Raw genomic sequence first — 25,651 nt, 5'->3', positions numbered from 1 at the left:
CGTCACCCCCTCAAGGGGGCGATGCCTGCGCCCCGGCAAAGCCGGTTGCAAGGCATCCTGGGTTGAGGCACTTGCTCCGGCTGCGGGCTTGTTTTTCGTTTGCTTCTGCGTTTGGTTATTTAACAGGAGACTTTCATGCCGATCACCAAAGGATTCCGGGCGCTGGTGGACGAAGCCACCGCGCAGATCACCACCTACACCGTGGCGCAGGTGCGCGAGCGCCTGGTAGCGGGCGATGCGCGCTTGCAGGTGGTGGACATACGCGACCCGCGTGAGCTGGAGCGCGAGGGCACTGTGCCAGGTGCTTTGCATGCGCCGCGGGGCATGCTGGAGTTTTGGGTCGACCCCGAGTCGCCCTATTTCAAACCGGCGTTCGGCGACGAGAGCAAGGAGTTCGTGCTGTTTTGTGGTGCGGGTTGGCGCAGTGCGCTGGCCACCAAGGCCTTGAAAGACATGGGCATGACCAACGTCGCCCACATCGACGGCGGCTTTGCCGAATGGCTCAAGCAAAGCGCACCAACCGAATCGCTGGAAGCGCACAAGGCGCGCAGCAAGGCGACCCGCGCGTGACGCGGGCATGCCCTTGCGGGCGGGTGGATGCGCGCGGAAAAGCCTGTGCGTTCACGGCCTGCTGCGGCCGCTTTTTAGGCCAAGACACCCCCGCGCCCGACGCTGAGAGCCTCATGCGGTCGCGCTACACCGCCTTTGTGCTGGGCCGCGTGGAGCATCTGGCCGCCACCTGGCACGCCAGCACCCGGCCTGCCGACTTGGCGCTGGAGCCCGGCGTGAAATGGCTGGGGCTGGAGGTAAAAAACCACCGCGCCATGGATGCTGACCATGCCGAAGTTGAGTTTGTGGCGCGCTCGCGGCTGGGCGGGCGCGGGCAGCGCTTGCACGAGACCAGCCGTTTTGTGCGCGAAGGCGGACGCTGGTTCTATGTGGACGGAGACCTGAAGTGAGCGAACTGTTTGAGGCGGTGTTGTTTGACTGCGATGGCGTGCTGGTGGACAGCGAACCCATCACCAACGGCGTGTTGCGCCAGATGCTGAACGAGGCTGGCTGGGCTTTGAGCCAGGCCGAGTGCATGGACATCTTCATTGGCAAGGCGGTGCGCGACGAGCGCCAGCGCATCGAGGCGGAAACCGGCTGCCCGCTCACCGAAGACTGGATGCGCGCCTTTTATGCGCGGCGCGACCAGCGCCTGCGCGCCGAACTCCGGGCCATGGACGGCGCGCTGCAAGCCGTGATGGCGGCGCACGCGCACACGGCGGGGCGCATTGCTTGCGCTTCTGGCGCCGACCGGCCCAAGGTGGTGATGCAGATCGGCATGGCGGGCATGGCGCCGTATTTTGAAGACCGCATCTTCAGCGGGCACGACATGCCACGCTCCAAACCTGCGCCCGACGTGTACCTGGCCGCCGCCGCCCACCTGGGCGCCAACCCGGCGCGCTGCCTGGTGATTGAAGACACGGCCACCGGCGCACGCGCCGGGCTGGACGCCGGCGCCACCGTGTGGGGCTATTGCCCTGAAGGGCATGGCCGCGCGTTTGCCGGCTTGCCGGTGGCTCGGGTGCTGCACCACCTGGACGAGCTGGCCTGCTTTTGGCAAGCTTGAATGCAACAAAAAAGGGCCCGAGGGCCCTTTTTTGTTGGGGTGCAGCGCGTCAACCGCCGCCGTACATCTGCTGCGGCAGCCACAAGATGATTTGCGGGAACATGAAGCACAGCGCCACCATGGCCATTTGCAGCAGCACGAACGGGATCACGCCGATGTAGATGTCGCGGATGGTCACGCCCTTGGGTACCGCGCCCTTGAGATAGAAGAGTGAGAAGCCCACCGGTGGTGTGAGGAACGAGGTTTGCAGCATCAGTGCCACCAGGATCAGGAACCAGGTCATGTCGAGCCCGGCCAGTTTGATCACGGGAGCCAGCAACGGCAAGATGATCAGCACGATCTCGAACCAGTCGAGGAAGAAGCCGGCAATGAACACCACCAGCAGCACCACCAGCACCAGGCCGGTGGGGCCCAGGCCCAGGCCTTTGAAGAACTCGGCGATCAGCTCGTCGCCGCCGATCAGGCGCAGCACATAGGCAAACACCGTGGCGCCAATGAAGATGGCGAAGATGAAGCAGGTGGTGAGCGTGGTTTCGATGCCCACCTGGCGGATGACGGACCAGCTCAGCTTGCGGTTGGCTGCGGCCAGCAAGATGGCGCCAAAGGCCCCCAGACCCGAGGCTTCGGTGGGCGTGGCCACGCCGAAGAAGATGGAGCCCAGCACCAGCAGGATCAGGCCAAACGTGGGCAGCGTGGACAGGAAGGCGATGCCCACCTGGCGGGCGGTCAGCTTCTCGGCGTCGGCCGGGCGTGGTGGCACCAGGTCGGGGCGAACGAAGCCGACGATCACCACAAAAATCATGTACAGCAGGCCCAGCGCCACGCCGGGAATGAGCGCGCCCATGAAGAGGTCGCCCACCGAGACCGACACCTGGTCGGCCATGAGCACCAGCATGATGGACGGTGGAATGAGAATGCCCAGCGTGCCCGAAGCCGCCACCACACCCGAGGCCAGCGCCTTGTTGTAGTTGTTTTGCAGCATGATGGGCATGGACAGCACAGCCAGCAGCACCACAGAAGCGCCCACGATGCCGGTGGACGCGGCCAGCAAAATGCCGATGACGATCACCGTCAGGCCCAGGCCACCGCGCAGGCCGCCAAACACCTTGACGAAGTTGCGCATCATGGTGTCGGCCACGCCCGAGCGGTCGAGCATGAGGCCCATGTAGACAAACATGGGCAACGAGACCAGCACCCAGTTGGACATGATGGCGTCAAACCGGTCGACCACCCCCGAGAACTTGGCCCAGCTCGTCATGAGGAAGGTGTCGAAACCGAAGCTGTCACCCAGAAAAATGCCCAGGGCGGCAAAACCCAGCGAGAGAATGCCCAGCAGCCAGGCCACCGGGTAACCGGTGAACAGCGCCAGGATGAAGGTCACCATCAGACCGATGGCGAGGAATTCGTAAAAAGGCAGCACGTGTCTTCCCTTTGTTATGCGTTGTGGGTGGTGAAGAGCGCGGCCCAGACCCGGGTCAGCCGGCTGATGGCGGCCAGGGCGAGCAACACAAACGCGGTGATGAGGAAGGACTTGATGAACCAGCGGTAAGGCAGGCCACCGGGCGCAGCAGACACCTCATTGAGCTCGTAAGACGACCAGAAAAACGGAATGGCGTACCAGACCACCACGCCACAAAAAACGAGCAGGCCTGTCAGGCCGAAGAGTTCGATCCATTGGCGGGTGCGTTGCGTGAAGCGCTCGGCCAGCACGTCGATGCGCACATTGCGTTCCTTCACCTCGGTGAACGAAATGCCCAGCATGAAGCCAATGGCGTAGAGGTGCCATTGCAGCTCTTCCATCATGATCGAGCCGGCACCGAAGACGTAACGAGCGATCACCTGGACCACGATCACCAGTACCAAAACCAGCCACAAGGCCGAGGCAAGCTCGCCGAACCAGGTGATGACCCGGTCGGCAGCCCGTGAAAAAGCGGTGGTGGGAAGGGCAAGGCCCGAAGGCCCTGCTTCCAGCGGGGCAGCGTTGTGCGTCATGTTCTTCATTCCAAAATCCTTCTAAGCGATCAACGCTGCCAATCTCATCAATACCTTACTTGTAGTCGCGGGGCAGGTAGCCCAGATCGTGCCACTTGCGGTTCTTGTTCTGGAAGGCCGACATGCTGTCGTACACCTTCTTGAACATCGGGTCTTTGGCCGACTCTTCAGCGATGACTTCTTTGGATGCCTTGGCGAACGCGTCCAGCATGGTCTTGTTGAACTGGTGCAGCTTCACGCCTTCCTTCTCAAACTTGACCAGCACGTCGCCCTGTAAGGCTTCGGCCTTGGACATGGCGATGGTCACACCGGCGGTGCAGGTGGTCTCGATTTGCGCCTTGGTCTGTGGCTTCAGCTTGTTCCAGGCGGCCATGTTCACATAGAGGAACTGGTTGGTGGACGGCTGGTGCCAGCCTGGCAGGTAGTAGTTCTTGGCCACTTTGGCAAAGCCCAGCTGGTCGTCCACGGTGGGCAGCGAGAACTCGGTGCCATCCAGCACGCCTTTTTCCAGCGCCTGGAACAGCTCGCCACCAGGCAGCATGGTGACCGAGGCCCCCAGCTTCTGGTAGATCTTGCCGCCCAGTGCGGCGGCGCGGAACTTCAGACCCACGAGGTCGGCGGGGGTCTTGATTTCCTTGCGGAACCAGCCAGCCGCTTCGGGGCTGATGGAGCCGCAGAAGATGGGGTACACGTTGTGGGGCTTGAAAGCTTCTTTCAGCAGCGCGTCGCCGCCGCCGAAATACATCCAGGCAGAAAACTGGGGCGTTTCCATGCCGAAAGGCAGGGCGCCAAAGATGGCCGAAACCGGCACTTTGCCCAGCTCGTAGCCCATGAAACTGTAGCCAGCCTCCACCTTGCCGGAGGACACGGCATCAAAAATGCCCAGCGCAGGCACCAGCTTGCCGGGTTCAAACACCTGCAGGTTGACCGTGCCGCCGGAAACTTTCTTGAGCTGGTCCGAGACCCAGGGCATGGTGTCGCCCAGCGCGGTCAGGTTGGAGCCGAAGGACATGGGAATGCCCCAACGCACGTTTTCCTGGGCGGTGGCGGGCAGGCTGATGGCGGCCATGGAGGCGGCAAGGGCCAGGGCTTTCAACTGGTGTTTCATGTTGGAAATCTCCGTAAGTTTTCGAAAGACGCAAGAGCAGACCGCAAGTGGCTTTTCAGCCGTCGAGAAGCCTCGCTTTCGCATGGGCTCAAGCCCCGGTTCGGGCCATTTGCCGCAGAAACGGCATGGCCCAAGCAATCCCGCTTGAGGCCAGTTAGTAGAACCGCTCAACCGAATATTTTGGGCATACCTTGGCTAAGGATTTACCCTAGGCGCCTGTTTTTGGCGGCTTTTTTCGGCTTGAGGGACGGTTCCGCCAGGGGTTTGCGATGCGTTTTTTGGGGCGGATTTTTCGCCCTGTTTTTCCCCGGTTTTCAGAGTGAAAAGCACGGTGCCTGGTGGCAAACACCAGCCCATGGGCATAGCGTCAGCGCGTGAATGATTTTTGTTGGGCGTTTGAAGAAGTTTCATGCCCCAGGGCCGCATTTGAGTCGTGCTGGCGACACTCGGCTGGCGTGAGACCTGTCCAAGCCTTGAAAGCGCGCATGAAGCTCTTCTCGTTTTGGAAGCCGGTGGCCTGCGCCACCTGTTTGATGGGGCGGTTTGTGCGCTGCAGCAGTGTCAATGCGAGCTGTTTTCGCACCTCGTCTTTCAGCGTTTGCAATGAGGCGCCTTCTTCTTTCAGTTGGCGGTGCAGCGAGCGGGCTGACAGGCCCAGCCGCGCGGCCAGGTCGTTGGCGTTGTGGGCGTCCAGCGGCTGGCTCATCAGCACCTGGCGCACGCGTGGCACCAGCAGCCGGTCGCGTCGGTAGGCGCGCACGGTCAGGGGCAGGGCGCGTTGCAGCATCTGGTTCATCGCTGCCTCGTCTCGCTTGAGCGGCAGCGCCAGGTAGCGCGCGTCAAAGCGGATGGCGGCCGGGCCTGCGCCAAAGTCGGTCGGGCCGTCAAACAGCACGCCATAGGCTTCGGCGTGGGCCGGTGGCGCAAAAGGAAACTGGGCGCCCAGCAGCGGCAGGCGCGAGTCGATGAACCAGCAGGCCAGGCCGTGGATGTTGCGCAGCATGGAAACCAGGCAAAACTCGCGCAGGGCGCCGCCCGGGGCGATGGGACCCGCCGTGCGGTGCTCGGTGATGGAGATGCTGGCGACCGACTCCGATGTGGTGACCGCCAGCGTGATGTCGTTGGCCAGCAGGCTGTGGTGGCGGCACCAGCGCTTGAGCGCCACGCCCAGCGTGGGCGATGAGAGCGAGGCGCGGGCCAGCAGGCCGTAACTGCCCCAAGGCAGCGGGCGGGCAAACCAGCCCAGGGCTTCGTCGTTCAGTTCGCGCATGGCAGCGCCCGACACCGCCTCCATTTGCGCCGCCGTGATGCGCGAGCCTGCGTCGTTCAGCAGGGCTGGCGCAATCTGTGCCTGGGCCAAGGCGTGTGCCGGGCTTTTTCCTTGCTGCGCATAGGCCGCCGCGATGGCGTTCACAAACGCAATGGGCGTCGCGGCCTTGGTTGGGCGTTGGTCGGCCACGGGCAGGGGTTGCGATGAAGCCGCAGGGTTCGGGTTTGCCATGGGTACCAGTGTGCCCGCAACGTGGCACGATTTGCAACCATTCTGGCAAGTCGGTTGCTGGCCAAGCTCCTATGCTTGCGCTTTGTGCCCGGCGTGAACCGGGGCACAGCCCCAGAGGAGACACCACCCATGAGCGAGACCGGTTTTGGCGCTGCACCCCTGGTGCGCAGCCAAGCGCAAGGCGCCACCGACGTGCCGCTGATCGAGCAGACCATTGGCGCGTTTTTTGACGCCATGGTGGCGCGCCAGCCCGAGCACGAGGCGCTGGTGAGCGTGCACCAGGGGCGGCGCTACACCTACCGCGGGTTGCAACAAGCCGCGCACCAGCTGGCTAGCGCCCTGCTGCGCCAAGGCTTGCAGCCGGGCGACCGCGTGGGCATCTGGTCACACAACAACGCCGAGTGGGTGCTGATGCAGCTGGCCACGGCGCAGGTGGGCCTGGTGCTGGTGAACATCAACCCGGCTTACCGGACTTCGGAAGTGGAGTACGCGCTGAACAAGGTGGGCTGCAAGCTGCTTGTGACCATGGCGCAGTTCAAGACCAGCGACTACCTGGGCATGCTGCGCGAGCTGGCGCCCGAGTGGGCGCATGGCCAGCCGGGCGCGCTGCAAGCGCAGCAGCTGCCAAACCTGCGCACCGTGGTGTGGATCGACGAAGCCGGGCAGGGCAATGATGAGCCCGGGCTGCTGCGCTTCTCGGCGCTGCTGGCGCAAGGCGACGCAGCCGACTCGCGCGTGGCGCAGGTGGCGGCCACGCTGAAGGCCACCGACCCGATCAACATCCAGTTCACCAGCGGCACCACGGGCTTCCCCAAGGGCGCCACGCTGACGCACCGCAACATCCTGAACAACGGTTTTTTCATTGGCGAGTGCATGCAGCTCACGCCGGCCGACCGCCTGTGTATCCCCGTGCCGCTTTACCACTGCTTCGGCATGGTGCTGGGCAACCTGGCCTGCTTTACGCACGGCTCGACCATCGTCTACCCGAACGACGGGTTTGATGCGCTCACCGTGTTGCAGACGGTGCAGGACGAACGCTGCACCGGCTTGCACGGCGTGCCCACCATGTTCATCGCCGAGCTGGACCACCCGCGTTTCAAGGAGTTCGACCTCTCCACGTTGCGCACCGGCATCATGGCCGGCTCGCCGTGCCCCACGGCGGTGATGCAGCGCGTGGTGGACGACATGCACCTCTCGCAAATCACCATTGCCTACGGCATGACCGAAACCAGCCCGGTGAGCTGCCAGAGCAGCACCGACACGCCGCTGGACAAGCGCGTGTCCACCGTGGGCACGGTGCAGCCGCACCTGGAGGTCAAGATCGTGAACCCCGACAGTGGCGAGGTGGTGGCACCGGCCCAGTCGGGCGAGCTGTGCACGCGCGGCTACTCGGTCATGCACGGTTACTGGGACGACCCGGCCAAGACCGCCGAGGCGATTGACGCCGCCGGCTGGATGCACACAGGCGACCTCGCCACCATGGACGCCGAGGGCTATGTGAACATCGTCGGCCGCATCAAGGACCTGGTGATCCGCGGCGGCGAAAACATCTACCCGCGCGAGATCGAAGAATTTTTGTACCGCCACCCCGCCATTCAAGACGTGCAGGTGGTTGGCGTGCCCGACGTCAAATATGGCGAAGAGCTGTGCGCCTGGGTCATCGTGAAGCCCGGCCAGACGCTGGACGAAGACGCGGTGCGCGCCTTTTGCAAAGGTCAGATCGCCCACTACAAAGTGCCGCGCCACATCCGGTTTGTGGACGCCTTTCCCATGACCGTGACCGGCAAGATCCAGAAATTCAAGATCCGCGAAGCCATGAAGGACCAGCTCGGGCTGGCCGAACAAAAAACTGCCTGAACCAGAGAACGCCATGCCTGCACTCGACACGAAACTCAATGCCCGCTCCGCCGACTTCCAGGCCAACGCCGCCGCCATGCGCGCGGTGGTGGACGACCTGAAGGCGCAAATTGACAAAGCCACCTTTGGCGGTGGCGAGGCCGCCCGCGCCAAACACACCGCGCGCGGCAAGCTGCTGCCGCGCGACCGCGTGCAGATGCTGCTGGACCCGGGCACGCCGTTTCTGGAGCTGAGCCCGCTGGCGGCAATGGGCATGTACCCGGACCGCGACGGCAGCGACAGCGCGCCCTGCGCCGGTGTCATCGTGGGCGTGGGCCGCGTGAGCGGTGTGGACTGCATGATCGTCTGCAACGACGCCACAGTGAAAGGCGGTACCTACTACCCGCTGACCGTCAAGAAGCACCTGCGCGCGCAGGAAGTGGCGCAGCAAAACTGCCTGCCCTGCATCTACCTGGTGGACAGCGGCGGCGCCAACCTGCCGAACCAGGACGAGGTGTTCCCCGACCGGGACCACTTCGGCCGCATCTTCTTCAACCAGGCCAACATGAGCGCGCAGGGCATTGCGCAGATCGCGGTCGTCATGGGCTCGTGCACGGCGGGCGGCGCCTATGTGCCGGCCATGAGCGACGAGACCATCATCGTCAAGAACCAGGGCACCATCTTCTTGGGTGGCCCGCCGCTGGTGAAGGCCGCCACAGGCGAGGTGGTCACCGCCGAAGACCTGGGCGGTGGCGACGTACACACGCGCCTGAGTGGTGTGGCCGACCACCTGGCGCAGAACGACCTGCACGCGATTGCGCTGGCGCGCCAGGCGGTGAAGAACCTCAACGCCCGCAAGGTGCCACCGATCACCACCATCGACCCGGTGGCGCCGCTGTACCCGGCCGAGGAGCTGTACGGTGTGATCCCGACCGACACCCGCAAGCCGTTTGACGTGCGCGAGATCATCGCCCGCATCGTCGACGGCTCGGACTTCGACGAGTTCAAGTCGCGCTTCGGCACCACCCTGGTCTGCGGCTTTGCACGCATCGAAGGCATGCCGGTCGGCATCATTGCGAACAACGGCATCCTGTTCAGCGAGTCGGCGCTCAAGGGCGCGCACTTCATCGAACTGTGCTGCCAGCGCAAGACGCCGCTGGTGTTCCTGCAGAACATCACCGGCTTCATGGTCGGGCGCAAGTACGAAAACGAAGGCATTGCCCGCAACGGCGCCAAGATGGTGACGGCCGTGGCCACCGCCGCGGTGCCCAAGTTCACCATCATCATTGGCGGCAGCTTCGGCGCCGGCAACTACGGCATGTGTGGCCGCGCCTACAGCCCGCGCTTCCTGTGGATGTGGCCGAACGTGCGCATTTCCGTGATGGGCGGTGAGCAGGCCGCCAGCGTGCTGGCCACAGTGAAGCGCGACGGCATCGAGGCCAAGGGCGGCCAGTGGAGCGCGGAAGAAGAAGCCGCGTTCAAGGCGCCCATCAAGGAGCAGTACGAGGTGCAGGGTCACCCGTATTTCGCCACCGCCCGCCTGTGGGACGACGGCGTGATCGACCCGGCCGACACGCGCCGTGTGCTGGCGCTCGGCCTGAGTGCGTCGCTGAACGCCCCGATCCCCGAGACGAAATTCGGCCTGTTCCGCATGTGAGCACCGGCATGGATCCGATTGCCCATTTCACCCGACAGGCGCGTTACCACGTCTGGGCCACGCACCGTTTGCTCGATGCCGTCTCGCGCGTGTCCGACGACGACTACAAGCGCGACGTGGGGCTGTTCTTCAAGAGCATCCACGGCACGTTGAACCACCTGCTGGTGGGCGAGCATTTGCTCTGGTATGCGCGTTTTTCCAAGGGCGCTTCGCCGCTGCTGGGGCTGGACACCGAAGTGGAGCCCGACCGCGAACGCCTGGGCCAGGCGCTCAAAGGCGGTGCTGCCAACTGGGAACACCTGATCGCCACCTGGCCCGCCGAACGTTTTGACGGCCAACTGGACTACAAGACCATGAAGGGCGTGCCGCAGTCGCTGCCGTTTGCGGCCACGCTGGCGCATGTGTTCAACCACGCCACCCACCACCGCGGCCAGATCACCGCCGCGCTCACGGCGCTGGGCCAGCCCGCGCCCGAGCTGGATTGGGTTTACCACCTTCAACTGGAAGCCCAGAAACCATGAGCACAGCATTGACCATCGCGGTGCAGGACCGCATCGCCCGCATCACGCTCACCCGGCCCGAGGTGCGCAACGCCTTCAACGACGAAGTGATCCAGCAGCTGAAAGCCGCGTTTGAAGACGTGGGCCAGCGCGACGACGTGCGCGCCGTGGTGCTCGCCGCTGTCGGCCCGGCCTTTTGCGCCGGCGCCGACCTGAACTGGATGCGCCGCATGGCGGACTACACGCGCGATGAAAACGTGGCCGACGCAGGCCAGCTCGCCGCCATGCTCAAAGCCATCTACGAATGCCCCAAGCCCACCATGGCCGCGGTGCAGGGCGACGTGTTCGCCGGCGGTATGGGTCTGGTGGCCGCGTGCGACATGGCGGTGAGTGTGGACAGCGCCACTTACTGCCTGAGCGAAGTAAAGCTGGGCCTGATCCCGGCCACCATCAGCCCCTACGTGATCCGCGCCATGGGCGCGCGTGCCGCGCACCGCTATTTCCTCACAGCCGAGCGCTTCAGCGCACAAGAGGCGCACCGCATCGGTTTCGTGCACGAACTCGTCAACGGCCCCGAGGCCCTGAGCGCCAAGGTGGACGAGCTGGCCCAAGCGCTGTGCAACGCCAGCCCGGCGGCGGTGCGCGCCTGCAAGCGCCTGGTGCTGGACGTGGCCGAGCGTGAGATCAACGCCAGCCTGATCGCCGCCACCGTGGAAGGCATTGCCGACATTCGCGCCAGCGAGGAAGGCCGCGAAGGCGTTCAGTCCTTCTTGCAAAAGCGCAAGCCGGCTTGGCTGTGAGCTGAGCCAGCACCACCCGACAGGAACCGCTCTTGGACACGCTCTGGACCTCCGCCGTCAACTGGCTGCACAGCGTGGGCATCCACCTGGGCACCGGTGCGCCCGTGGGTGCCGGGGTGGGCGAGGCTGCCAGCCGGCTTGACATGCCCAGCCTGCTGGCCCTGGCCGCCGCGCTCGGATGGGCCAGCGGTTTCCGGCTCTATGCGGTGGTTTTCATCGTGGGCATGGCGGGCTGGATCGGCTGGATGCCGCTGCCCGAGGGCCTGCAGGTGCTGCAGCATCCGGCGCTGCTGGCCACCAGCGGCGCGCTGTTGTTTGTGGAATTTTTTGCCGACAAGATCCCCGGCCTGGATTCGCTGTGGGACATGGTCAACAGCGTGATCCGCATCCCCGCTGGCGCTGCGCTGGCCGCCGGGGCGCTGGGCGCTGATGGCAGCACCATGGCCCTGGTGGGTGCGCTGCTGGGTGGCAGCCTGGCCGCCACCGCGCAGGCCGCCAAGACCACCACGCGCGCCGCCATCAACACCTCGCCCGAGCCGTTTTCCAACGTGGTCATGAGCTTCGTGGAAGACGGTCTGGTCCTTGCCATCGTCTGGCTCGCCAGCAACCACCCGCTCATCTTCGCTGGTGTGGCCGTTGTGGCTGTGCTGTTGATGTGGTTCATCACCTGGACGCTGTTCCGTTTCCTGCGCGCGGTGCTCCGCCGGGCGCAATCTTTGTTTTCTTCTGCTACCGCTTAGGACTCCTCATGTTCACCAAAATCTTGATCGCCAACCGCGGTGAAAACGGCCGCACCGCGGACGTTTCATCACATTGCATGGCACGCGCAGCGTGTGCAGGCGATTTCACCGCGGGAGTTACCCATGTTTAACAAAATCCTCATTGCCAACCGCGGTGAAATCGCCTGCCGCGTTGCCGCCACCGCCCGCCGCATGGGTGTGCGCACCGTGGCCGTGTATTCCGACGCCGACGCCAGCGCCAAGCACGTGGCGGCGTGCGACGAAGCGGTGCACATCGGCGGCAGCGCGCCCAAAGACAGCTACCTGCAGTGGCAGCGCATCCTGGACGCGGCCAAGGCCACCGGCGCCCAGGCCATCCACCCCGGTTACGGTTTTTTGAGCGAAAACGAAGCCTTTGCCAACGCCTGCGCCGAGGCTGGCCTGGTGTTCATCGGCCCGCCCGCATCGGCCATCCAGGCCATGGGGCTGAAGGCCGAGTCCAAGCGCCTGATGGAAAGTGCCGGCGTACCGCTGGTGCCCGGTTACCACGGCGCCGACCAGGACCCCCACATGCTGCAGCACGAGGCCGACCGCATTGGTTACCCGGTGCTGATCAAGGCCAGCGCCGGTGGTGGCGGCAAGGGCATGCGCGCGGTGGAAAAGGCCGAAGACTTTGCCGCCGCGCTCGCTTCGTGCAAGCGCGAAGCCATCAACAGCTTCGGCAGCGACGCTGTGCTGGTGGAGAAATACGCCCAGCGCCCGCGCCACATCGAGATCCAGGTGTTTGGCGACACGCACGGCAACTGTGTGTACCTGTTTGAACGCGACTGCTCGGTGCAGCGGCGGCACCAGAAGGTGCTGGAAGAAGCGCCCGCGCCGGGCATGACGCCCGAACTGCGCCAGCAAATGGGCCTGGCCGCCGTGGCAGCGGCCCGCGCCGTGAACTACGTGGGCGCGGGCACGGTGGAGTTCATCGTCGAGCAGCCGCCCGAGGGCGGCATGCGCTTCTATTTCATGGAGATGAACACGCGCCTGCAAGTGGAGCACCCGGTGACCGAGGCCATCACCGGCCTCGATCTGGTGGAGTGGCAGTTGCGTGTGGCCAGCGGCGAGCCGCTGCCGCTGAAGCAGGAAGACCTGCACATTCACGGCCACGCCATCGAAGCCCGCATTTGCGCCGAAACGCCGGACAACCAGTTTCTGCCCGCCACCGGCCGGCTCGACGTGTACCGCAAGCCCGCCTGCACCAGCTTCGAAAGAGGTGACGTGCGCGTGGACGACGGCGTGCGCGAGGGCGACGCCATCAGCCCGTTTTACGACTCCATGGTCGCCAAGCTCATCGTGCACGGCCGCACCCGCGCCGAGGCGCTGGCCAAGATGGATGCCGCGCTCGCGCAGACCCGCATCGTCGGCTTGTCCACCAACGTGCAGTTCCTGCGCCACGTGGTCGCCAGCCCTTCGTTTGCAGAGGCCACCCTGGACACGGCGCTGATCCCGCGCGAAGCGGGCGTGCTGTTCAACCAGGACAAGGTGGGTCGCAACCTGGCCGTGGCCGCCGCCGTGGCGCAAACCCTGCTGGCCGAGCGCGCCACCGAAGGCAAAGACCCGTTTTCGCGCCGCGACGGCTGGCGCCCGCACGGCCTGACCGTGCGCCGTTTCGACTTTGAATACCAAGGCGAAGCCCTGCAGGCCAGCCTGACCTACCTGCACGACGGCGCGCTGCAACTCGCCTTTGGCGAAACCGCTGGCGTGCTGGCGTTTGACGCGCTGCCTGCGGACACCGGCACGCTGATGGACTTGCGCTTCAGGGGCCAGCGCCAGACCGTGCAGACCTGGCAGCGCGACGAGATCGTGCACATTTTCTGCGCGCTGGGCGCGGTGCAAATCACCGAAATAGACGCCCTGGCCCACGCCGGTGAAGCCGCCGCCGACGTAGGCCGCCTCACCGCGCCCATGCCAGGCAAGGTGGTGAGCTTCTCGGTCAAGGCCGGCGACACGGTCAAGAAAGGCCAGCCGCTGGCGGTGATGGAAGCGATGAAGATGGAGCACACCATCGCCGCACCCGCCGACGGCACCGTGGCCGAGCTGCTGTACGCGCCCGGTGATCAGGTGGCCGAGGGCAGCGAGCTGCTGAAGATCCAGACGGATTGATGGCTCACCTACGTTCGCCCTGAGCCTGTCGAAGCCCTTCGACAGGCTCAGGGCGAACGGCCTCATGCCAAAGCCGTGTCACGTACCGCCGTTAAGCTCGCTGCATGAACATCATTTTTTGCTGCACCGACACCAAGGCCGAGCCTTGGCTTGCCGGCCTTCGCGCCGCGTTTCCCGGGGCTTCTGTGAGCGTGTGGAAACCCGGCGCACCGCAGGCCGACCACGCGGTGGTCTGGGCGCCACCGCAACAGTTTCTGGACGAGCAACAGGCGCTCAAGGGTCTGTTCAACATTGGCGCTGGGGTGGACGCGCTGCTCAAGCTGCGGCTGCCGCCGGGCGTGAAAGTGGTGCGACTGGACGACGCAGGCATGTCGGTGCAGATGGCCGAATACGTGTGCCACGCCGTGATTCGCCACTTCCGCGAATTTGATGGCTACCAGGCCGACGTGAAGGCCGGCAAGTGGTCGTACCGCAAGCCGCGCGACCGGCAGGATTTCCCGGTCGGTGTGATGGGGCTGGGTGTGCTGGGCGAGCGCGTGGCCAAGGCGCTGCGGGTGTTTGACTTCCCGGTGCACGGCTGGAGCCGCACCCCCAAGGCCATTGAAGGTGTGATGACCTACAGCGGTGAGGTGGGTTTTGAGACCTTCCTGTCGTCCAGCCGGGTGCTGGTGAACCTGCTGCCGCTGACCGCCGATACCCAAGATATCCTGAACCGCGACATGCTCGGCAAAATGAAACCCGGCGGCTACCTGATCAACGTGGCGCGGGGCGCGCACCTGGTCGAAGCCGACCTGCTCGCGCTGCTGGAGAGCGGCCATCTTGCCGGCGCCATGCTGGATGTGTTCCGCACCGAGCCGCTGCCGGCTGAACATCCGTTCTGGCACCACCCCAAGATAACAGTGACCCCGCACACGTCTGCACGCACGTTGCGCGATGAAAGCATCGCGCAGATCGCGGGCAAGATCACCGCGCTCGAGGCGGGGCTGCCCATCGCGGGTGTGGTGGATCCCGTGCGCGGTTATTGACGACGATCCTCACCCCAGCCCTCTCCCGCTGAGCGGGAGAGGGGGTAAAGCCCTTCGGAGACCTCCATGACCAACCCATCAAAAGTCCGTCTCATCGACGTCGGCCCGCGCGACGGCCTGCAAAACGAAAAGCAGCCCGTGCCCGCGGCGGTCAAGATCGAGTTGGTACATCGCCTACAGGCGGCCGGCCTGAAAGAGATTGAGGTCACCAGCTACGTGAGCCCCAAGTGGGTGCCGCAGATGGCTGACAACCACGAGGTGATGCAAGGCATTACGCGCGTGCCGGGCGTGCGCTACTCGGTGCTCACGCCCAACCTCAAGGGCTTCGAGGCGGCCCTGCTCGACCAGCCGGACGAGATCGTGGTGTTCGGCGCCGCCAGCGAAGCCTTCAGCCAGAAGAACATCAACTGCTCGATGGCCGAGAGCATCGAGCGTTTCGCGCCGGTGGTGGAAGCGGCATTGGCAAAGGGCATCGCGGTGCGCGGTGCCATGAGCTGCACCGTGGGTTGTCCGTACGAAGGCGACATCGCGCCCGAGCGCGTGGCCTACCTCGCGGGGCTCATGAAAAGCATCGGCGTGGAGCGGGTGGACGTGGCCGACACCATCGGCGTGGGCACGCCCAAGCGCGTGCAGGCCGCCATCGAGGCGACGCTCCAGCATTTCGACATCGATCACATCAGCGGTCACTTTCACGACACCTATGGCCAGGCGCTGTCCAACACGCTGGCCGCGCTGCAGCTGGGCGTGTGGAACTTCCAGTCGTCCGTGGCTGGGCTGGGCGGCTGCCCTTACGCCAAGGGTGCCACCGGCAACGTGGCCACCGAAGACGTGGTGTACCTGCTGCACGGCATGGGCATTGAAACCGGCATTGACCTGGACGCCTTGGTGGACGCCGGCCAGTTCATCAGCGACCACCTGGGCCGCCCGAGCGGCTCGCGCGTGGCGCGGGCCTTGCTGACCAAGCGCCAGGGCTGAGCGCGATGGAACTGAACGTCTGGCTCGCTTTTTTCGCCGCTTCCTGGGTCATCGCCATTTCGCCCGGCTCGGGCGCGGTGCTGTCCATGAGCCACGGCCTGGCCTACGGTGTGCGCCAGAGCAGCGCCACCATCGCAGGCCTGCAGCTGGGGCTGGCGGTCATTTTGTTGATCGCGGGCGTGGGTGTGGGAGCGCTCTTGCTGGCGTCGGCCACCGCGTTCACGGTGGTCAAGGTGTTGGGCGCGGCTTACCTGATATGGCTCGGCCTGAAGCAGTGGCGTTCGCCCGTGGACGCGCAGGCGCCCGCCGCTGGCACCGCGCTGGTGAAGCACCCCGGCTTGCCCACGGTGCGCGAGCGGGTGTTGACCGGTTTCATGACCAATGTGACCAACCCCAAAGGCATCGTGTTCATGGTGGCGGTGTTGCCGCAGTTCATTGACCCCAACCGCCCGCTCTGGCTGCAGTTGCTGATTCTGTTGGTGACGTCGATCGGGGTGGACCTGGTGGTGATGCACGGCTATGCGTTTTTGGCCTCGCGCGCGCAGCGCTGGCTGGCCACCGCCAAAGCCCGGCGGGCACAAAACCGCGTGTTTGGCGGCGTGCTGATGGCCATGGGCGCCAGCCTGATCATGGTGAAACGCGCCGGCGCCTGACCCCACGCCACCCGGGTTGGTAGCGCCCCGCTACCATTGCCGCCCATGAGTGAAGCAAATTTGACCCTCACAGAACAGCCCGCCGGCGTGCAGCGCGTCACTGCCGAACTGGCTGCATTGGGCCATCCCCACGCCCCCGTGATGCTGAGCGACGCCGCACGCACCGCACAGCAGGCGGCCGACGCGCTGGGCGTGTCCTTGGGTCAGATCGCCAAAAGCATCATCTTTCGCCGCAAAAACCACCCGGCCGGTGACGACGTGGCCGTGCTCGTCATCACCTCGGGCGACCTGCGCGTGGACGAGAAAAAGGTGCAGGCCATCGTGTGCGCAGCGGGTGGCAAGCTGGGCCGTGCCGATGCCGAGTTTGTGAAGACCAAGACGGGTTTTTCCATTGGCGGTGTGTCGCCGCTGGCGCACGCCACCCCGCCAGTCACGCTGATCGACGACCAGCTGTTCCGTTTCGACGAAATCTGGGCCGCCGCGGGCCACCCGCACGGCGTGTTTCGCCTGAGCCCGAGCGACCTGCAAACCCTGACCGGCGCGCCCGTGCACGATGTGACCGCACCACCGCCCGCCCAGCCCACCCCAACATGACCACCCCACTGATCAACCTGCGCGATGCGCGCGAGCACCACCCCGGCCCTGGCGTGCCGTCACCGTGCGTGTCCATTTGCGAACTGAACGAACGCGACGGCAGCTGCAAGGGCTGCTACCGCACGCTGCAGGAAATTGCCGCCTGGAGCGCGCTGAGCGACGCCGACAAGCTGGTGGTGTGGGAACGCATTGAAGCGCGCCAAACCGCCTGACGAAAGCCAGCCCATGAGTACCGACACCCTGCACGACATCGCGTTTTATTACGACCCGATTTCCCCTTACGCCTACCTCGCGTTTGAGCGGCTGCCCGAAGCGCTCATGGGCCACAGCGTGTGTGTGCGCTACAAGCCGGTGCTGTTTGCGGCGTTGCTCAAGGCCAATGGCCAGCTGGGCCCGGTCGAAATACCCGCCAAGCGCGACTGGACCTACCGCCAGGTGAGCTGGCTGGCGCAGCACCACGGTGTGCCGCTGGATTTGCCCGCGGCCCACCCGTTCAACCCGCTGGCGCTGCTGCGCCTGGGGCTGGCCACCGCCACCGACGACGCACCCGGCGAGACCAACCGCTACGTTACCGGGCAGCTGTTTCACCACGTGTGGCGCGGTGGCCAGAGCGCCACCGACGCCACCCGGCTCGGCGCTTTGCAAACGCTGCTGCAAGACCACATGGCGCAGCGCCACAAACCCTGGCCCGATGCGCAGTGGCCTGACAGCGAGGTGGTGAAGCAGCGCCTGCGCGCCAACACCGACGAAGCCTTGGCGCTGGGGCTGTTTGGCGTGCCCGCGCTGGTGGTGAATGGCCACACCTTCTGGGGCCTGGATGCCTTGCCCATGCTGCGGGCATACCTGGACGGTGATGCGTGGTTTGCGTCCGGCGCCTGGGACGCCGCCGCTCGCCTGCCGGTGGGTGTAAGGCGCAGCTGACGGGCCATTCACGCAGGGAAGGCGTCTGCCAGCGACAGCACATGCCCCATGCCTGCCGCTTCATAGCCTTTCAGCGCCGCCACACGCGACACAAATGCGGGCGACTGCAGTACCGCCAGCACAGGCTGTATTTCAGCGCGCACAAGAGCCTCGGTGGGCAGTGCAAAAAAATAGCGCTCTTTCAGCAGCGGAATGAAATGCAGGCCGAAGCGGTGTGCGGCGGTCTGCACGCCCATGCCCACGTCGGCCATGCCGCTGGCCACAAACGCTGCCACGGCCGCGTGGGTGAGCTCGGTGTTTTCAAAGCCGCTCACCTGGCGCGGCGCAATGCCGTGGCGCTGCAGCAGCAACTCGGTCAACACACGGGTGCCCGAGCCCTCGGGGCGGTTCACAAAACGCAGGTCGCGCCGCTTCAGGTCGTCCAGCCCACGAATACCCAGCGGGTTGCCCGGCGCCACAAACAGGCCCTGGGTGCGCACCGCCAAGTGCACCAGCTGGTGGGCGCCAGGGCGCAGCAGTTGCAGGTAGCGCTGGGCGGCGGCCTGCTGAAATTCGCCCAGCGGCACATGAAAGCCCGCTAGGTCGCAGTCGCCTTGCGCCAGAGCCGCCACCGCCTCCAGGCTGTTGCGGTAGCGCAGTTCCACCGCCACCCGCCGCGTGGCCAGTTGCTCGCGCAGGGCCGCCACCGCAAAACCGTGGCTGGCGTGCAGCCGGGGCACCGGGTGGGTTTGGTGCCGCACGCGGCCCAGCTCGCCTTCCAGCTCGGCGGCCAGCGATTCCAGCAGCGGCTGCAGGCGCGCGCCAATGCGGGTGTCGGCCCAGATGAGTTGTTGACCCAGCGCGGTAAGTGCCGAGCCGCGGCCCCGCCCGCGTGTCAACAGCGGCTGGCCCAGCAGGGTTTCGGCCTGTTGCAACAGCCCCCATGCGTGCCGGTAAGACAAGCCCACCTCGCGCCCGGCCTGGGCGATGCTGCCCGACGACTGCACGGCGGCCAGCAACTGCAGCAGGGCGTTGGCATTCAGGGCTTCGGCGCCTTCGTGGCCGATGTGCCATTGGGGTTGCAGGGTGATGCGCAGCATGGTGGGGAGTGGTTTTGTGTTCTGGGTGTGCGCTGACTTTATGAAATTATGAACATATTTAAACCGGCGCCCGGTGCTACGCTGAAAACATGTCAAGCACACCCCATGAGCCCACTGCTGGCCGCACGCCCCAGGTCATTCCTATTCGCGCCGTTGAGCCCCCCCGCGCCCGCCCGCGCTACGCACCCAAGGGCCGGCAGGTGTCGCCCGCGGCCCGCGAGCGCGTGGCCGCGTTGTGCGCGGGGCTGGAGCCCCGTGCCGACCTGCTGATCGAGCACCTGCACCGCCTGCAAGACGCCGAGCGCGCCCTGCGCCACGGCCACCTGGCGGCACTGGCCGAGCGCCTGCGCCTGAGCCAGGTGGAGGTGTTTGAGGTGGCGAGCTTCTACCACCACTTCGAGGTGGTGGACGACGATGCCCCGGTGGCCGCCACCGTGGTGCGGGTGTGCACCAGCCTGTCGTGTGCCATGGCGGGTGGTGACAGCTTGTTGAGCGATTTGCAGGCGCGGCTGGCAGGCAACGCTGCCGTGCGGGTGCAGGCCGCGCCGTGCATCGGCCAGTGTCACCAGGCGCCTGCGGCGTGTGTGGGCCAGCGCCAGCTGCCCCATGCCAGCGTGGACGCGGTCAACGACCTGCTGGCGCGCGGCGAAACCGGAGCGCGCCAGCTGCCCGAGCCGGTGGCTTCTGAACTGCCGCAATTGCAGCGCCTGCTGTCTGGCGCGCTCACGCCCGACGAGGTGCTGGCCGAGCTAAAGGCCTCTAACCTGCGCGGCCTGGGTGGTGCGGGTTTTCCAGCCTGGCGCAAATGGGAAACCGTGCGCGCGCAGCCCGGGCCGCGCTACATGGTCGTCAATATCGATGAGGGCGAAGTCGGCACCTTCAAAGATGGCCATGTGCTCACCAGCCTGCATGGCGGCGCGCCGCAGGTTGTAGAGGGCATGCTGATCGCCGCGCTGGTGGTGGGTGCTGAGCGCATCTGGCTGTATTTGCGCGACGAATACCACGACGCGCGGGGCCTGCTGGCGCGCGAGTTGGTGGCGCTGCGCATCCGGTTGCAGGGCCTGGCGGCGCAATACCCTGGCTACACACCGCCGCAGATCGAGCTGCGCCGGGGGGCGGGCGCCTACATCTGCGGGGAAGAGTCGGCGCTGATCGAGTCGCTGGAAGGCAAGCGCGGCCTGCCGCGCCTGCGCCCGCCCATCGTGGCCACGCACGGCGTGTTTGGCCGGCCCACGCTGGCCCACAACCTGGAAACGCTCTGGTGGCTGCCCGACATTGTGGCCAAGGGCGGTGCCTGGCTGGCGGCGCAGGGCCTGCGCGGGCGCAGCGGATTGCGGCGTTTCTCGGTCTCGGGCCGCGTGCGCCAGCCCGGCGTTTACCTGGCGCCGGCGGGCATCACGCTGCGCGAGCTGGTGGAGCAGCACGCCGGCGGCATGGCCGAGGGCCATACGCTCTACGCCTACTTGCCCGGTGGCGCTTCGGGCGGCATTTTGCCGGCGGCGCTGGCCGATGTGCCGCTGGACTTTGACACCCTGGCCGAGCACGGCGCGTTCATCGGTTCCATGGCGGTGGTGGTGCTCGGCCAGCACGACACGGCGCGCGGCGCTGCGCTCAACCTGATGCAATTTTTTGAACACGAGTCGTGCGGCCAGTGCACGCCGTGCCGCGCCGGCACCACCAAGGCCGTGGCGCTGATGCAGGCCCCGGTGTGGGACGCGTCTCTGCTCGGCGAGCTCTCGCAGGTGATGCGCGACGCCTCCATTTGCGGCCTGGGCCAGGCCGCGCCCAACCCGGTGGACGCGGTGCTGCGCTACTTTGCACACGAAGTGAACGGCAGTAACGCCAACGCCACCGACTCCACCGCCGCTGAGGTGACCGCATGAATGCCGCAGACCTGTCCGAAAATCAGGCCCCTGTGGCCTTCACGCTCAACGGCCAGCCGGTGGAAGCTGCGCCGGGCGAAAGCCTTTTGAAGGTGGCGCAGCGCGTGGGCGTGGCCATTCCCCACCTGTGCCACACCGATGGCCTGCGCAGCCCCGGCAACTGCCGCGCCTGCGTGGTGGAGGTGGCGGGCGAACGCGTGCTGGCACCTTCGTGTTGCCGCTCACCGCAGCCAGGCATGGTGGTGTCCACCCAAAGCCCGCGCGCCATCGCCGCCCAAAAGACCGTGCTCGAACTCTTGTTGTCTGACGCGCCCAACACCCAGGCGCTCAAGCACGACAGCGAGCTGGCCCACTGGGCGCAGGTGGCCGGCGCTCAGCCCGGGCGTTTCCCGGCGCGCGCGCCGGTGCCGTCAGACACCAGCCACCCGGCCATGGCGGTCAACCTGGACGCCTGCATCCAGTGCACGCGCTGCATCCGCGCCTGCCGCGAGACGCAGGGCAACGACGTGCTGGGCCTGGCGTTTCGCGGCGGCCATGCGCAGATCGTGTTTGACCAGGGCGACCCCATGGGTGCCAGCACCTGCGTGGCTTGCGGTGAATGTGTGCAGGCCTGCCCCACCGGTGCCATTGCCCCCGCCAATGGTGCGTACGCCAAGGCTTCGCAGCAGCAGGTGGATTCGCTCTGCCCGTTTTGTGGCGTGGGCTGCCAGCTGACCTACTTTGTGTCCGACGGAAAGATCGAACACGTAGAAGGCCAGGCCGGCCCGGCCAACGAAGGCCGACTGTGTGTGAAAGGCCGTTTTGGTTTTGACTACGCCCACAGCCCAGAGCGCTTGACCAAGCCGCTGATCCGCCGCTCCGACGCACCCAAAGACCCGCTCAACGTGATGCGCCGCGACTGGCGCGAACTGTTCCGCGAGGCCAGCTGGGACGAAGCGCTGTACGCTGCTGCTGCCGGCTTCCAGCGCGCAATGCTCAGTACCACCGCGCGCGGGCGCCTGGGGCCGGTGGCGGGCTTCGGTTCGGCCAAGGGCACCAACGAAGAGGCCTACCTGTTCCAGAAACTCATCCGCACCGCGTTTGGCACGCACAACGTGGACCACTGCACCCGGCTGTGCCATGCCTCCAGCGTGGCCGCGCTGATGGAAGGCCTGGGGTCGGCCGTGGTCACCAACCCGCTGCGCGATGTGCAGCACGCCGACTTCGTGCTCATCATCGGCGCCAACCCGGCGCAAAACCACCCGGTGGGTGCCACCTGGATCAAGAACGCAGTGAAAAAAGGCACGCGGCTGGTGCTGGCCGACCCGCGCCGAACCGAGCTGGCCCGCATCGCGTGGAAGCACCTCGGCTTTCAGCCGGGCACCGACGTGGCCTTGCTCAACGCGATGCTGCACACCATCGTTTTTGAAGGCCTGGCGAACACCGCTTACATCGAGCAGCACACGCTGGACTTTGCCCAGCTCAAGGCCCATGTGGCCGACTTTTCGCCCGAAGCCATGGCACCGGTGTGCGGCATCGACGGCGCCACCTTGCGCGAGGTGGCCCGCGCCTACGCCACCGCAGGCAACAGCATGATTCTGTGGGGCATGGGCGTGAGCCAGCACACCCACGGCACCGACAACGCGCGCTGCCTCATCGCCCTGTCGCTCATCACCGGCCAGATTGGGCGCCCCGGCACCGGCTTGCACCCGCTGCGCGGGCAAAACAACGTGCAGGGCGCGAGCGACGCGGGCCTGATTCCCATGGTGTTGCCCGACTACCAGCGCGTGAGCGAGCCCACCGTGCGCGCCCAAGCCGAACAGCTCTGGGGTGTGCCGCCCGGCACGCTGGGCAGCGAGCCCGGCCTGACCGTGGTGGAAATCGTCAACGCGGCTTTTGACGGGCAGATCCGCGCCATGCTGGTCCAGGGCGAAAACCCCGCCATGAGCGACCCCGACGCGACCCATGCCCGCGAGGCCCTGGCCCGGCTGCAGCATCTGGTGGTGCAGGACATCTTTTTGACCGAGACCGCCAGCCTGGCCGACGTGGTGCTGCCCGCCACCGCCTGGCCTGAGAAAACCGGCAGCGTGACCAACACCGACCGCTGCGTGCAGCTCGGCCGCAAGGCTGTGCCGGCGCCCGGTGAGGCGCGGGCCGACGCCTGGATCACCGAACAACTGGCGCAGCGCCTTGGCCTGGGCTGGGCCTACGCCGTGGCGCCCGACGGCACGGCCAGCGCGCAAGCCAGCGAAGGCGTTGGCGCCGTGTTTGAAGAAATGCGCGCGCTCATGCCCAGCATCGCTGGCCTGTCGTGGGCGAGGCTGCAGCGCGAGGGCGCCGTCACCTACCCGGTGGCCCACGAAAACGATCCCGGCCACGCGGTGGTGTTCACCGACCAGTTCCCCACGCCCACCGGCAAGGCCCGGCTGGTGCCCGCCGCGCTCACGGCGCCGGCCGAAACGCCCGATGCCGACTACCCGATGGTCCTCATCACCGGGCGCCAGCTGGAACACTGGCACACCGGCAGCATGACGCGGCGCAGCCAGGTGCTGGACGCGGTGGAGCCCGGCCCCGTGGTCAGCCTGCACCCCGACACAGCCGCCCGCAGCGGCCTGGCCGCAGGCGACAACGCCCGGGTGCAATCGCGCCGTGGCAGCGTGGTGCTGGCGGTGCGGCTGGACCAGGGCATGCCACCCGACACCGCGTTCATCCCGTTTGCCTACGCCGAGGCCGCCGCCAACCTGCTGACCAACCCCGCGCTCGACCCGGTGGGCAAGATCGCAGAGCTGAAATACTGCGCGGTCAAGGTGTGTGCGGCCACCGTCTGAGTCAGCTGGCGGGCCGTCTCTTGATACGTCTCAAGCCCCCCGCGTCCCTGGACCGGTAAGATGTTTCTTCGTGGTGGCCGGGCGTTCAACCCCGCTCGGTCACCGGTCATGCCTTCACCCATCCGGAGATCCGCCATGTTCAAAAAAATTCTCGTGCCCACCGACGGCTCCTCGCAAGCGGCCCTCGCGGCCAGCACCGCTGCACAACTGGCCAAAAGCCAGGGCGCCCAGGTGATTGGCGTGTACGTGATCGACCCGTTTCCCTACATCGGCATTGGCGATGCGTCGGCCGTGGGTCTGCAGGCCTACCTGACCGAAGCCAAGGCCGCTGCAGGCCAGGCGCTGGACGCGGTGGGCAAGGTGTGTGCCGCCGAAGGCGTGGCCTTTGCCGGCGACACCATTGAGCGCAACGTGGTGTACGAAGGTATTCTGGAAACCGCAGCAGCCGAAGGCTGTGACCTGGTCGTCATGGGTTCCCACGGCCGCCAGGGCATCAAGGCGCTCATCCTGGGCAGCGTGGCGCAAAAAGTGCTCACACACGCCAAAGTGCCGGTGCTGATCGTCAAGTCCTGAGCGGTAGAGCCCGCGCGCGGCACAGTGGCGAGGCGCCGGAGCCCGCAAGGGGTCCTCGCACCTGTGGAGCGTGGGCCCTTTTCTTCAGCGCCGAAACCGCCCAGAGGCGTCCACGATGGACAGATCAGCGAAATCCAGACCGGTGTGGTTGCTGGCGCTGTAGCTGATCGACAGTCCGCCCATGTTGAAATTGCGAATGGACTCCAGCGCGTCGCGCAGCGCGGTTGGTGTTGGGTTGGGGCCGGCACGGCGCAGGCCTTCCACCAGCACCTTGGCTGCGGCGTAGCCTTCCATCATGGCGGGCGACACGCCGTCCAGCCCCTTGGCTTTGGCCAGGTCCATCGCTTCCTTGATCAGCGGAAAAGCCACCGAACGTTCGTTGGGGAACACCTGGGTCACGATCACGCCGCGAGCGTGTTCGCCCAGCAGCTTGATGAAGCCATCGGACGCGTTGTTGGACAACGTGACCACCTGCGCCCGTGAGCCTGCAGCGCGCACCGCTTTCACCGCGTTGGCGGTGTTGCCAGCAGAGCCGATCACCATCACCGCCTGCGCGTTGCTTTGGTGGACCCGAGGGGCCAGCGCAGAAAAGTCGGGCTTGTCGCGAGGAAACTTCGCTTGCAGCACTGGTTTCAAGCCTGCCTTGTCAAACCCCTTGAGGGCACCCGCAGCCGAGTCGGCACCAAAGGAGTCGTCGGTTTCCAGCAAGGCGATGCGGGTGATGCCGATGCTGGCCAGGTGCTCGATGGCCTTGGCCGCTTCGCGCTGGTAGGTGGCGCGCACGTTGAACACCCAGGGGTTGACCGGCTCGTGCAACACCATGGCGCCGGTGCTGGGGCCCACCAGCGGCACCTTGAGCTCGGCCAGCAGGGGCAGCAGCGCTTGCGAGTGGGGTGTGCCCCGGTTCAGAAACAGCGCCAGCACGCCGCGCTGGGTGACCAGCTCGCGGGCCACCTCGACCGTCACCTTCGGGTCGAACTTGTCATCCACCGAAATCAGCTCCACCTGTTGGCCGTTGATGCCGCCCCGCGCATTCACCGCATCCAGGTAGAGCTTGGCGCCGTCGGTGTTTTCTTTCACGCCCGCAGCCACCGAGCCGGTAAAGCCCGAAGGCTGGCCAATGCGCAGCTGGGCCCATGCGGGGGTGCTCAGGGTGAGGCAAAGGGCCAGGCCCGCGGCCAGCGATGCGACCCCCGAGGGGTTTGTTCTTGTCATGTTTACGTCTCCAACGATAGAACCAGTTTAGGAAGGACTCCTTGTCG

Annotated in this window: 24 protein-coding genes; 18 read left to right on the top strand and 6 right to left on the bottom strand. The window is 66.0% G+C overall.

The genetic code is table 11. From position 1 onward, the window contains the following. The first annotated feature begins 135 nt into the window (after positions 1–135). The 3 genes from AC4QBL_RS14725 to AC4QBL_RS14715 are packed head-to-tail and all read left to right on the top strand — an operon-like array spanning position 136 to position 1,615. The gene (locus AC4QBL_RS14725; protein ID WP_472900667.1) at positions 136–570 is read left to right on the top strand and encodes a rhodanese-like domain-containing protein; all 435 of its coding nucleotides are present in this window, start codon (positions 136–138) and stop codon (positions 568–570) included. After that, positions 567–959 carry a YchJ family protein gene (locus tag AC4QBL_RS14720; RefSeq protein WP_472900668.1) on the top strand — a complete coding sequence of 131 codons (393 nt, stop codon included), beginning with the start codon at positions 567–569 and terminating at the stop codon, positions 957–959. Before AC4QBL_RS14725 ends, AC4QBL_RS14720 begins: the two co-directional genes overlap by 4 nt. Beyond that, positions 956–1,615 (top strand): HAD family hydrolase, encoded by a 660-nt coding sequence (locus AC4QBL_RS14715; protein WP_472900669.1) that lies wholly within the window; start codon positions 956–958, stop codon positions 1,613–1,615. Before AC4QBL_RS14720 ends, AC4QBL_RS14715 begins: the two co-directional genes overlap by 4 nt. A gap of 49 nt (positions 1,616–1,664) precedes the next feature. Here AC4QBL_RS14715 and AC4QBL_RS14710 read toward each other — a convergent pair whose 3' ends face one another. From AC4QBL_RS14710 to AC4QBL_RS14695, 4 genes are all read right to left on the bottom strand, one after another. Next, positions 1,665–3,035, bottom strand: coding sequence for a TRAP transporter large permease (locus tag AC4QBL_RS14710; RefSeq protein WP_472900670.1), 1,371 nt, complete (start codon positions 3,033–3,035; stop codon positions 1,665–1,667). Between the two features lie 14 nt (positions 3,036–3,049). Next, complete coding sequence (locus AC4QBL_RS14705) at positions 3,050–3,607, bottom strand: TRAP transporter small permease subunit (RefSeq protein ID WP_472907431.1); 558 nt, start codon at positions 3,605–3,607, stop codon at positions 3,050–3,052. A 55-nt stretch (positions 3,608–3,662) separates the two neighbouring features. Then, positions 3,663–4,715 (bottom strand): TRAP transporter substrate-binding protein, encoded by a 1,053-nt coding sequence (locus AC4QBL_RS14700; RefSeq protein WP_472900671.1) that lies wholly within the window; start codon positions 4,713–4,715, stop codon positions 3,663–3,665. Positions 4,716–5,082: 367 nt separating this feature from the next. Beyond that, a complete protein-coding gene (locus tag AC4QBL_RS14695) occupies positions 5,083–6,216 on the bottom strand; it encodes an AraC family transcriptional regulator (RefSeq protein WP_472900672.1) in 1,134 nt (377 codons plus the stop codon). A gap of 129 nt (positions 6,217–6,345) precedes the next feature. Here AC4QBL_RS14695 and AC4QBL_RS14690 point away from each other — a divergent pair, with 129 nt between their 5' ends. The 12 genes from AC4QBL_RS14690 to AC4QBL_RS14635 all read left to right on the top strand — a co-directional run bounded on the left by AC4QBL_RS14690 (position 6,346) and on the right by AC4QBL_RS14635 (position 18,047). Continuing rightward, complete coding sequence (locus AC4QBL_RS14690) at positions 6,346–8,073, top strand: AMP-binding protein (RefSeq protein WP_472907430.1); 1,728 nt, start codon at positions 6,346–6,348, stop codon at positions 8,071–8,073. A 13-nt stretch (positions 8,074–8,086) separates the two neighbouring features. Further along, positions 8,087–9,709, top strand: coding sequence for a carboxyl transferase domain-containing protein (locus AC4QBL_RS14685; protein ID WP_472907429.1), 1,623 nt, complete (start codon positions 8,087–8,089; stop codon positions 9,707–9,709). Between the two features lie 8 nt (positions 9,710–9,717). After that, positions 9,718–10,230 carry a DinB family protein gene (locus tag AC4QBL_RS14680; RefSeq protein ID WP_472907428.1) on the top strand — a complete coding sequence of 171 codons (513 nt, stop codon included), beginning with the start codon at positions 9,718–9,720 and terminating at the stop codon, positions 10,228–10,230. Beyond that, a complete protein-coding gene (locus AC4QBL_RS14675) occupies positions 10,227–11,009 on the top strand; it encodes an enoyl-CoA hydratase/isomerase family protein (RefSeq protein ID WP_472907427.1) in 783 nt (260 codons plus the stop codon). The genes AC4QBL_RS14680 and AC4QBL_RS14675 overlap by 4 nt, the downstream gene beginning before the upstream one ends. A 32-nt stretch (positions 11,010–11,041) precedes the next feature. Continuing rightward, positions 11,042–11,749, top strand: a complete 708-nt coding sequence (locus AC4QBL_RS14670; protein ID WP_472907426.1) for a DUF4126 domain-containing protein — start codon at positions 11,042–11,044, stop codon at positions 11,747–11,749. A 123-nt stretch (positions 11,750–11,872) separates the two neighbouring features. Beyond that, positions 11,873–13,879, top strand: coding sequence for an acetyl/propionyl/methylcrotonyl-CoA carboxylase subunit alpha (locus AC4QBL_RS14665; protein ID WP_472907425.1), 2,007 nt, complete (start codon positions 11,873–11,875; stop codon positions 13,877–13,879). Between the two features lie 104 nt (positions 13,880–13,983). Beyond that, the gene (locus tag AC4QBL_RS14660; protein ID WP_472907424.1) at positions 13,984–14,904 is read left to right on the top strand and encodes a 2-hydroxyacid dehydrogenase; all 921 of its coding nucleotides are present in this window, start codon (positions 13,984–13,986) and stop codon (positions 14,902–14,904) included. A 66-nt stretch (positions 14,905–14,970) separates the two neighbouring features. Then, complete coding sequence (locus tag AC4QBL_RS14655; RefSeq protein WP_472907423.1) at positions 14,971–15,879, top strand: hydroxymethylglutaryl-CoA lyase; 909 nt, start codon at positions 14,971–14,973, stop codon at positions 15,877–15,879. Positions 15,880–15,884: 5 nt separating this feature from the next. Next, complete coding sequence (locus AC4QBL_RS14650; RefSeq protein WP_472907422.1) at positions 15,885–16,532, top strand: LysE family transporter; 648 nt, start codon at positions 15,885–15,887, stop codon at positions 16,530–16,532. A 45-nt stretch (positions 16,533–16,577) separates the two neighbouring features. After that, the gene (locus tag AC4QBL_RS14645; RefSeq protein WP_472900682.1) at positions 16,578–17,126 is read left to right on the top strand and encodes a YbaK/EbsC family protein; all 549 of its coding nucleotides are present in this window, start codon (positions 16,578–16,580) and stop codon (positions 17,124–17,126) included. Then, the gene (locus AC4QBL_RS14640) at positions 17,123–17,338 is read left to right on the top strand and encodes a DUF1289 domain-containing protein (RefSeq protein WP_472900683.1); all 216 of its coding nucleotides are present in this window, start codon (positions 17,123–17,125) and stop codon (positions 17,336–17,338) included. Before AC4QBL_RS14645 ends, AC4QBL_RS14640 begins: the two co-directional genes overlap by 4 nt. 28 nt (positions 17,339–17,366) lie before the next feature. Then, positions 17,367–18,047 carry a 2-hydroxychromene-2-carboxylate isomerase gene (locus AC4QBL_RS14635; protein WP_472900758.1) on the top strand — a complete coding sequence of 227 codons (681 nt, stop codon included), beginning with the start codon at positions 17,367–17,369 and terminating at the stop codon, positions 18,045–18,047. A gap of 8 nt (positions 18,048–18,055) precedes the next feature. On the opposite strand, the gene AC4QBL_RS14630 is transcribed toward AC4QBL_RS14635, so the two are convergent. Further along, a complete protein-coding gene (locus AC4QBL_RS14630) occupies positions 18,056–19,126 on the bottom strand; it encodes a substrate-binding domain-containing protein (protein WP_472900684.1) in 1,071 nt (356 codons plus the stop codon). An 89-nt stretch (positions 19,127–19,215) separates the two neighbouring features. Here AC4QBL_RS14630 and AC4QBL_RS14625 point away from each other — a divergent pair, with 89 nt between their 5' ends. The 3 genes from AC4QBL_RS14625 (at position 19,216) to AC4QBL_RS14615 (ending at position 24,389) form a co-directional block, all read left to right on the top strand. Continuing rightward, positions 19,216–21,009 carry an NADH-ubiquinone oxidoreductase-F iron-sulfur binding region domain-containing protein gene (locus AC4QBL_RS14625; RefSeq protein ID WP_472900685.1) on the top strand — a complete coding sequence of 598 codons (1,794 nt, stop codon included), beginning with the start codon at positions 19,216–19,218 and terminating at the stop codon, positions 21,007–21,009. Beyond that, on the top strand, positions 21,006–23,816 hold the full coding sequence (gene fdhF, locus AC4QBL_RS14620) for a formate dehydrogenase subunit alpha (protein WP_472900686.1): 2,811 nt from the start codon (positions 21,006–21,008) through the stop codon (positions 23,814–23,816). Before AC4QBL_RS14625 ends, fdhF begins: the two co-directional genes overlap by 4 nt. A 135-nt stretch (positions 23,817–23,951) precedes the next feature. Continuing rightward, positions 23,952–24,389, top strand: a complete 438-nt coding sequence (locus AC4QBL_RS14615) for a universal stress protein (RefSeq protein ID WP_472900687.1) — start codon at positions 23,952–23,954, stop codon at positions 24,387–24,389. A gap of 84 nt (positions 24,390–24,473) precedes the next feature. On the opposite strand, the gene AC4QBL_RS14610 is transcribed toward AC4QBL_RS14615, so the two are convergent. Further along, positions 24,474–25,604 (bottom strand): ABC transporter substrate-binding protein, encoded by a 1,131-nt coding sequence (locus AC4QBL_RS14610; protein WP_472900688.1) that lies wholly within the window; start codon positions 25,602–25,604, stop codon positions 24,474–24,476. Positions 25,605–25,651: the final 47 nt, after the last annotated feature.

The sequence above is a fragment of the Hydrogenophaga sp. L99 genome (assembly GCF_058731905.1).
Note: the sequence above shows the minus strand (reverse complement) of the source record. Positions and strands in the feature narration are given on the sequence as shown.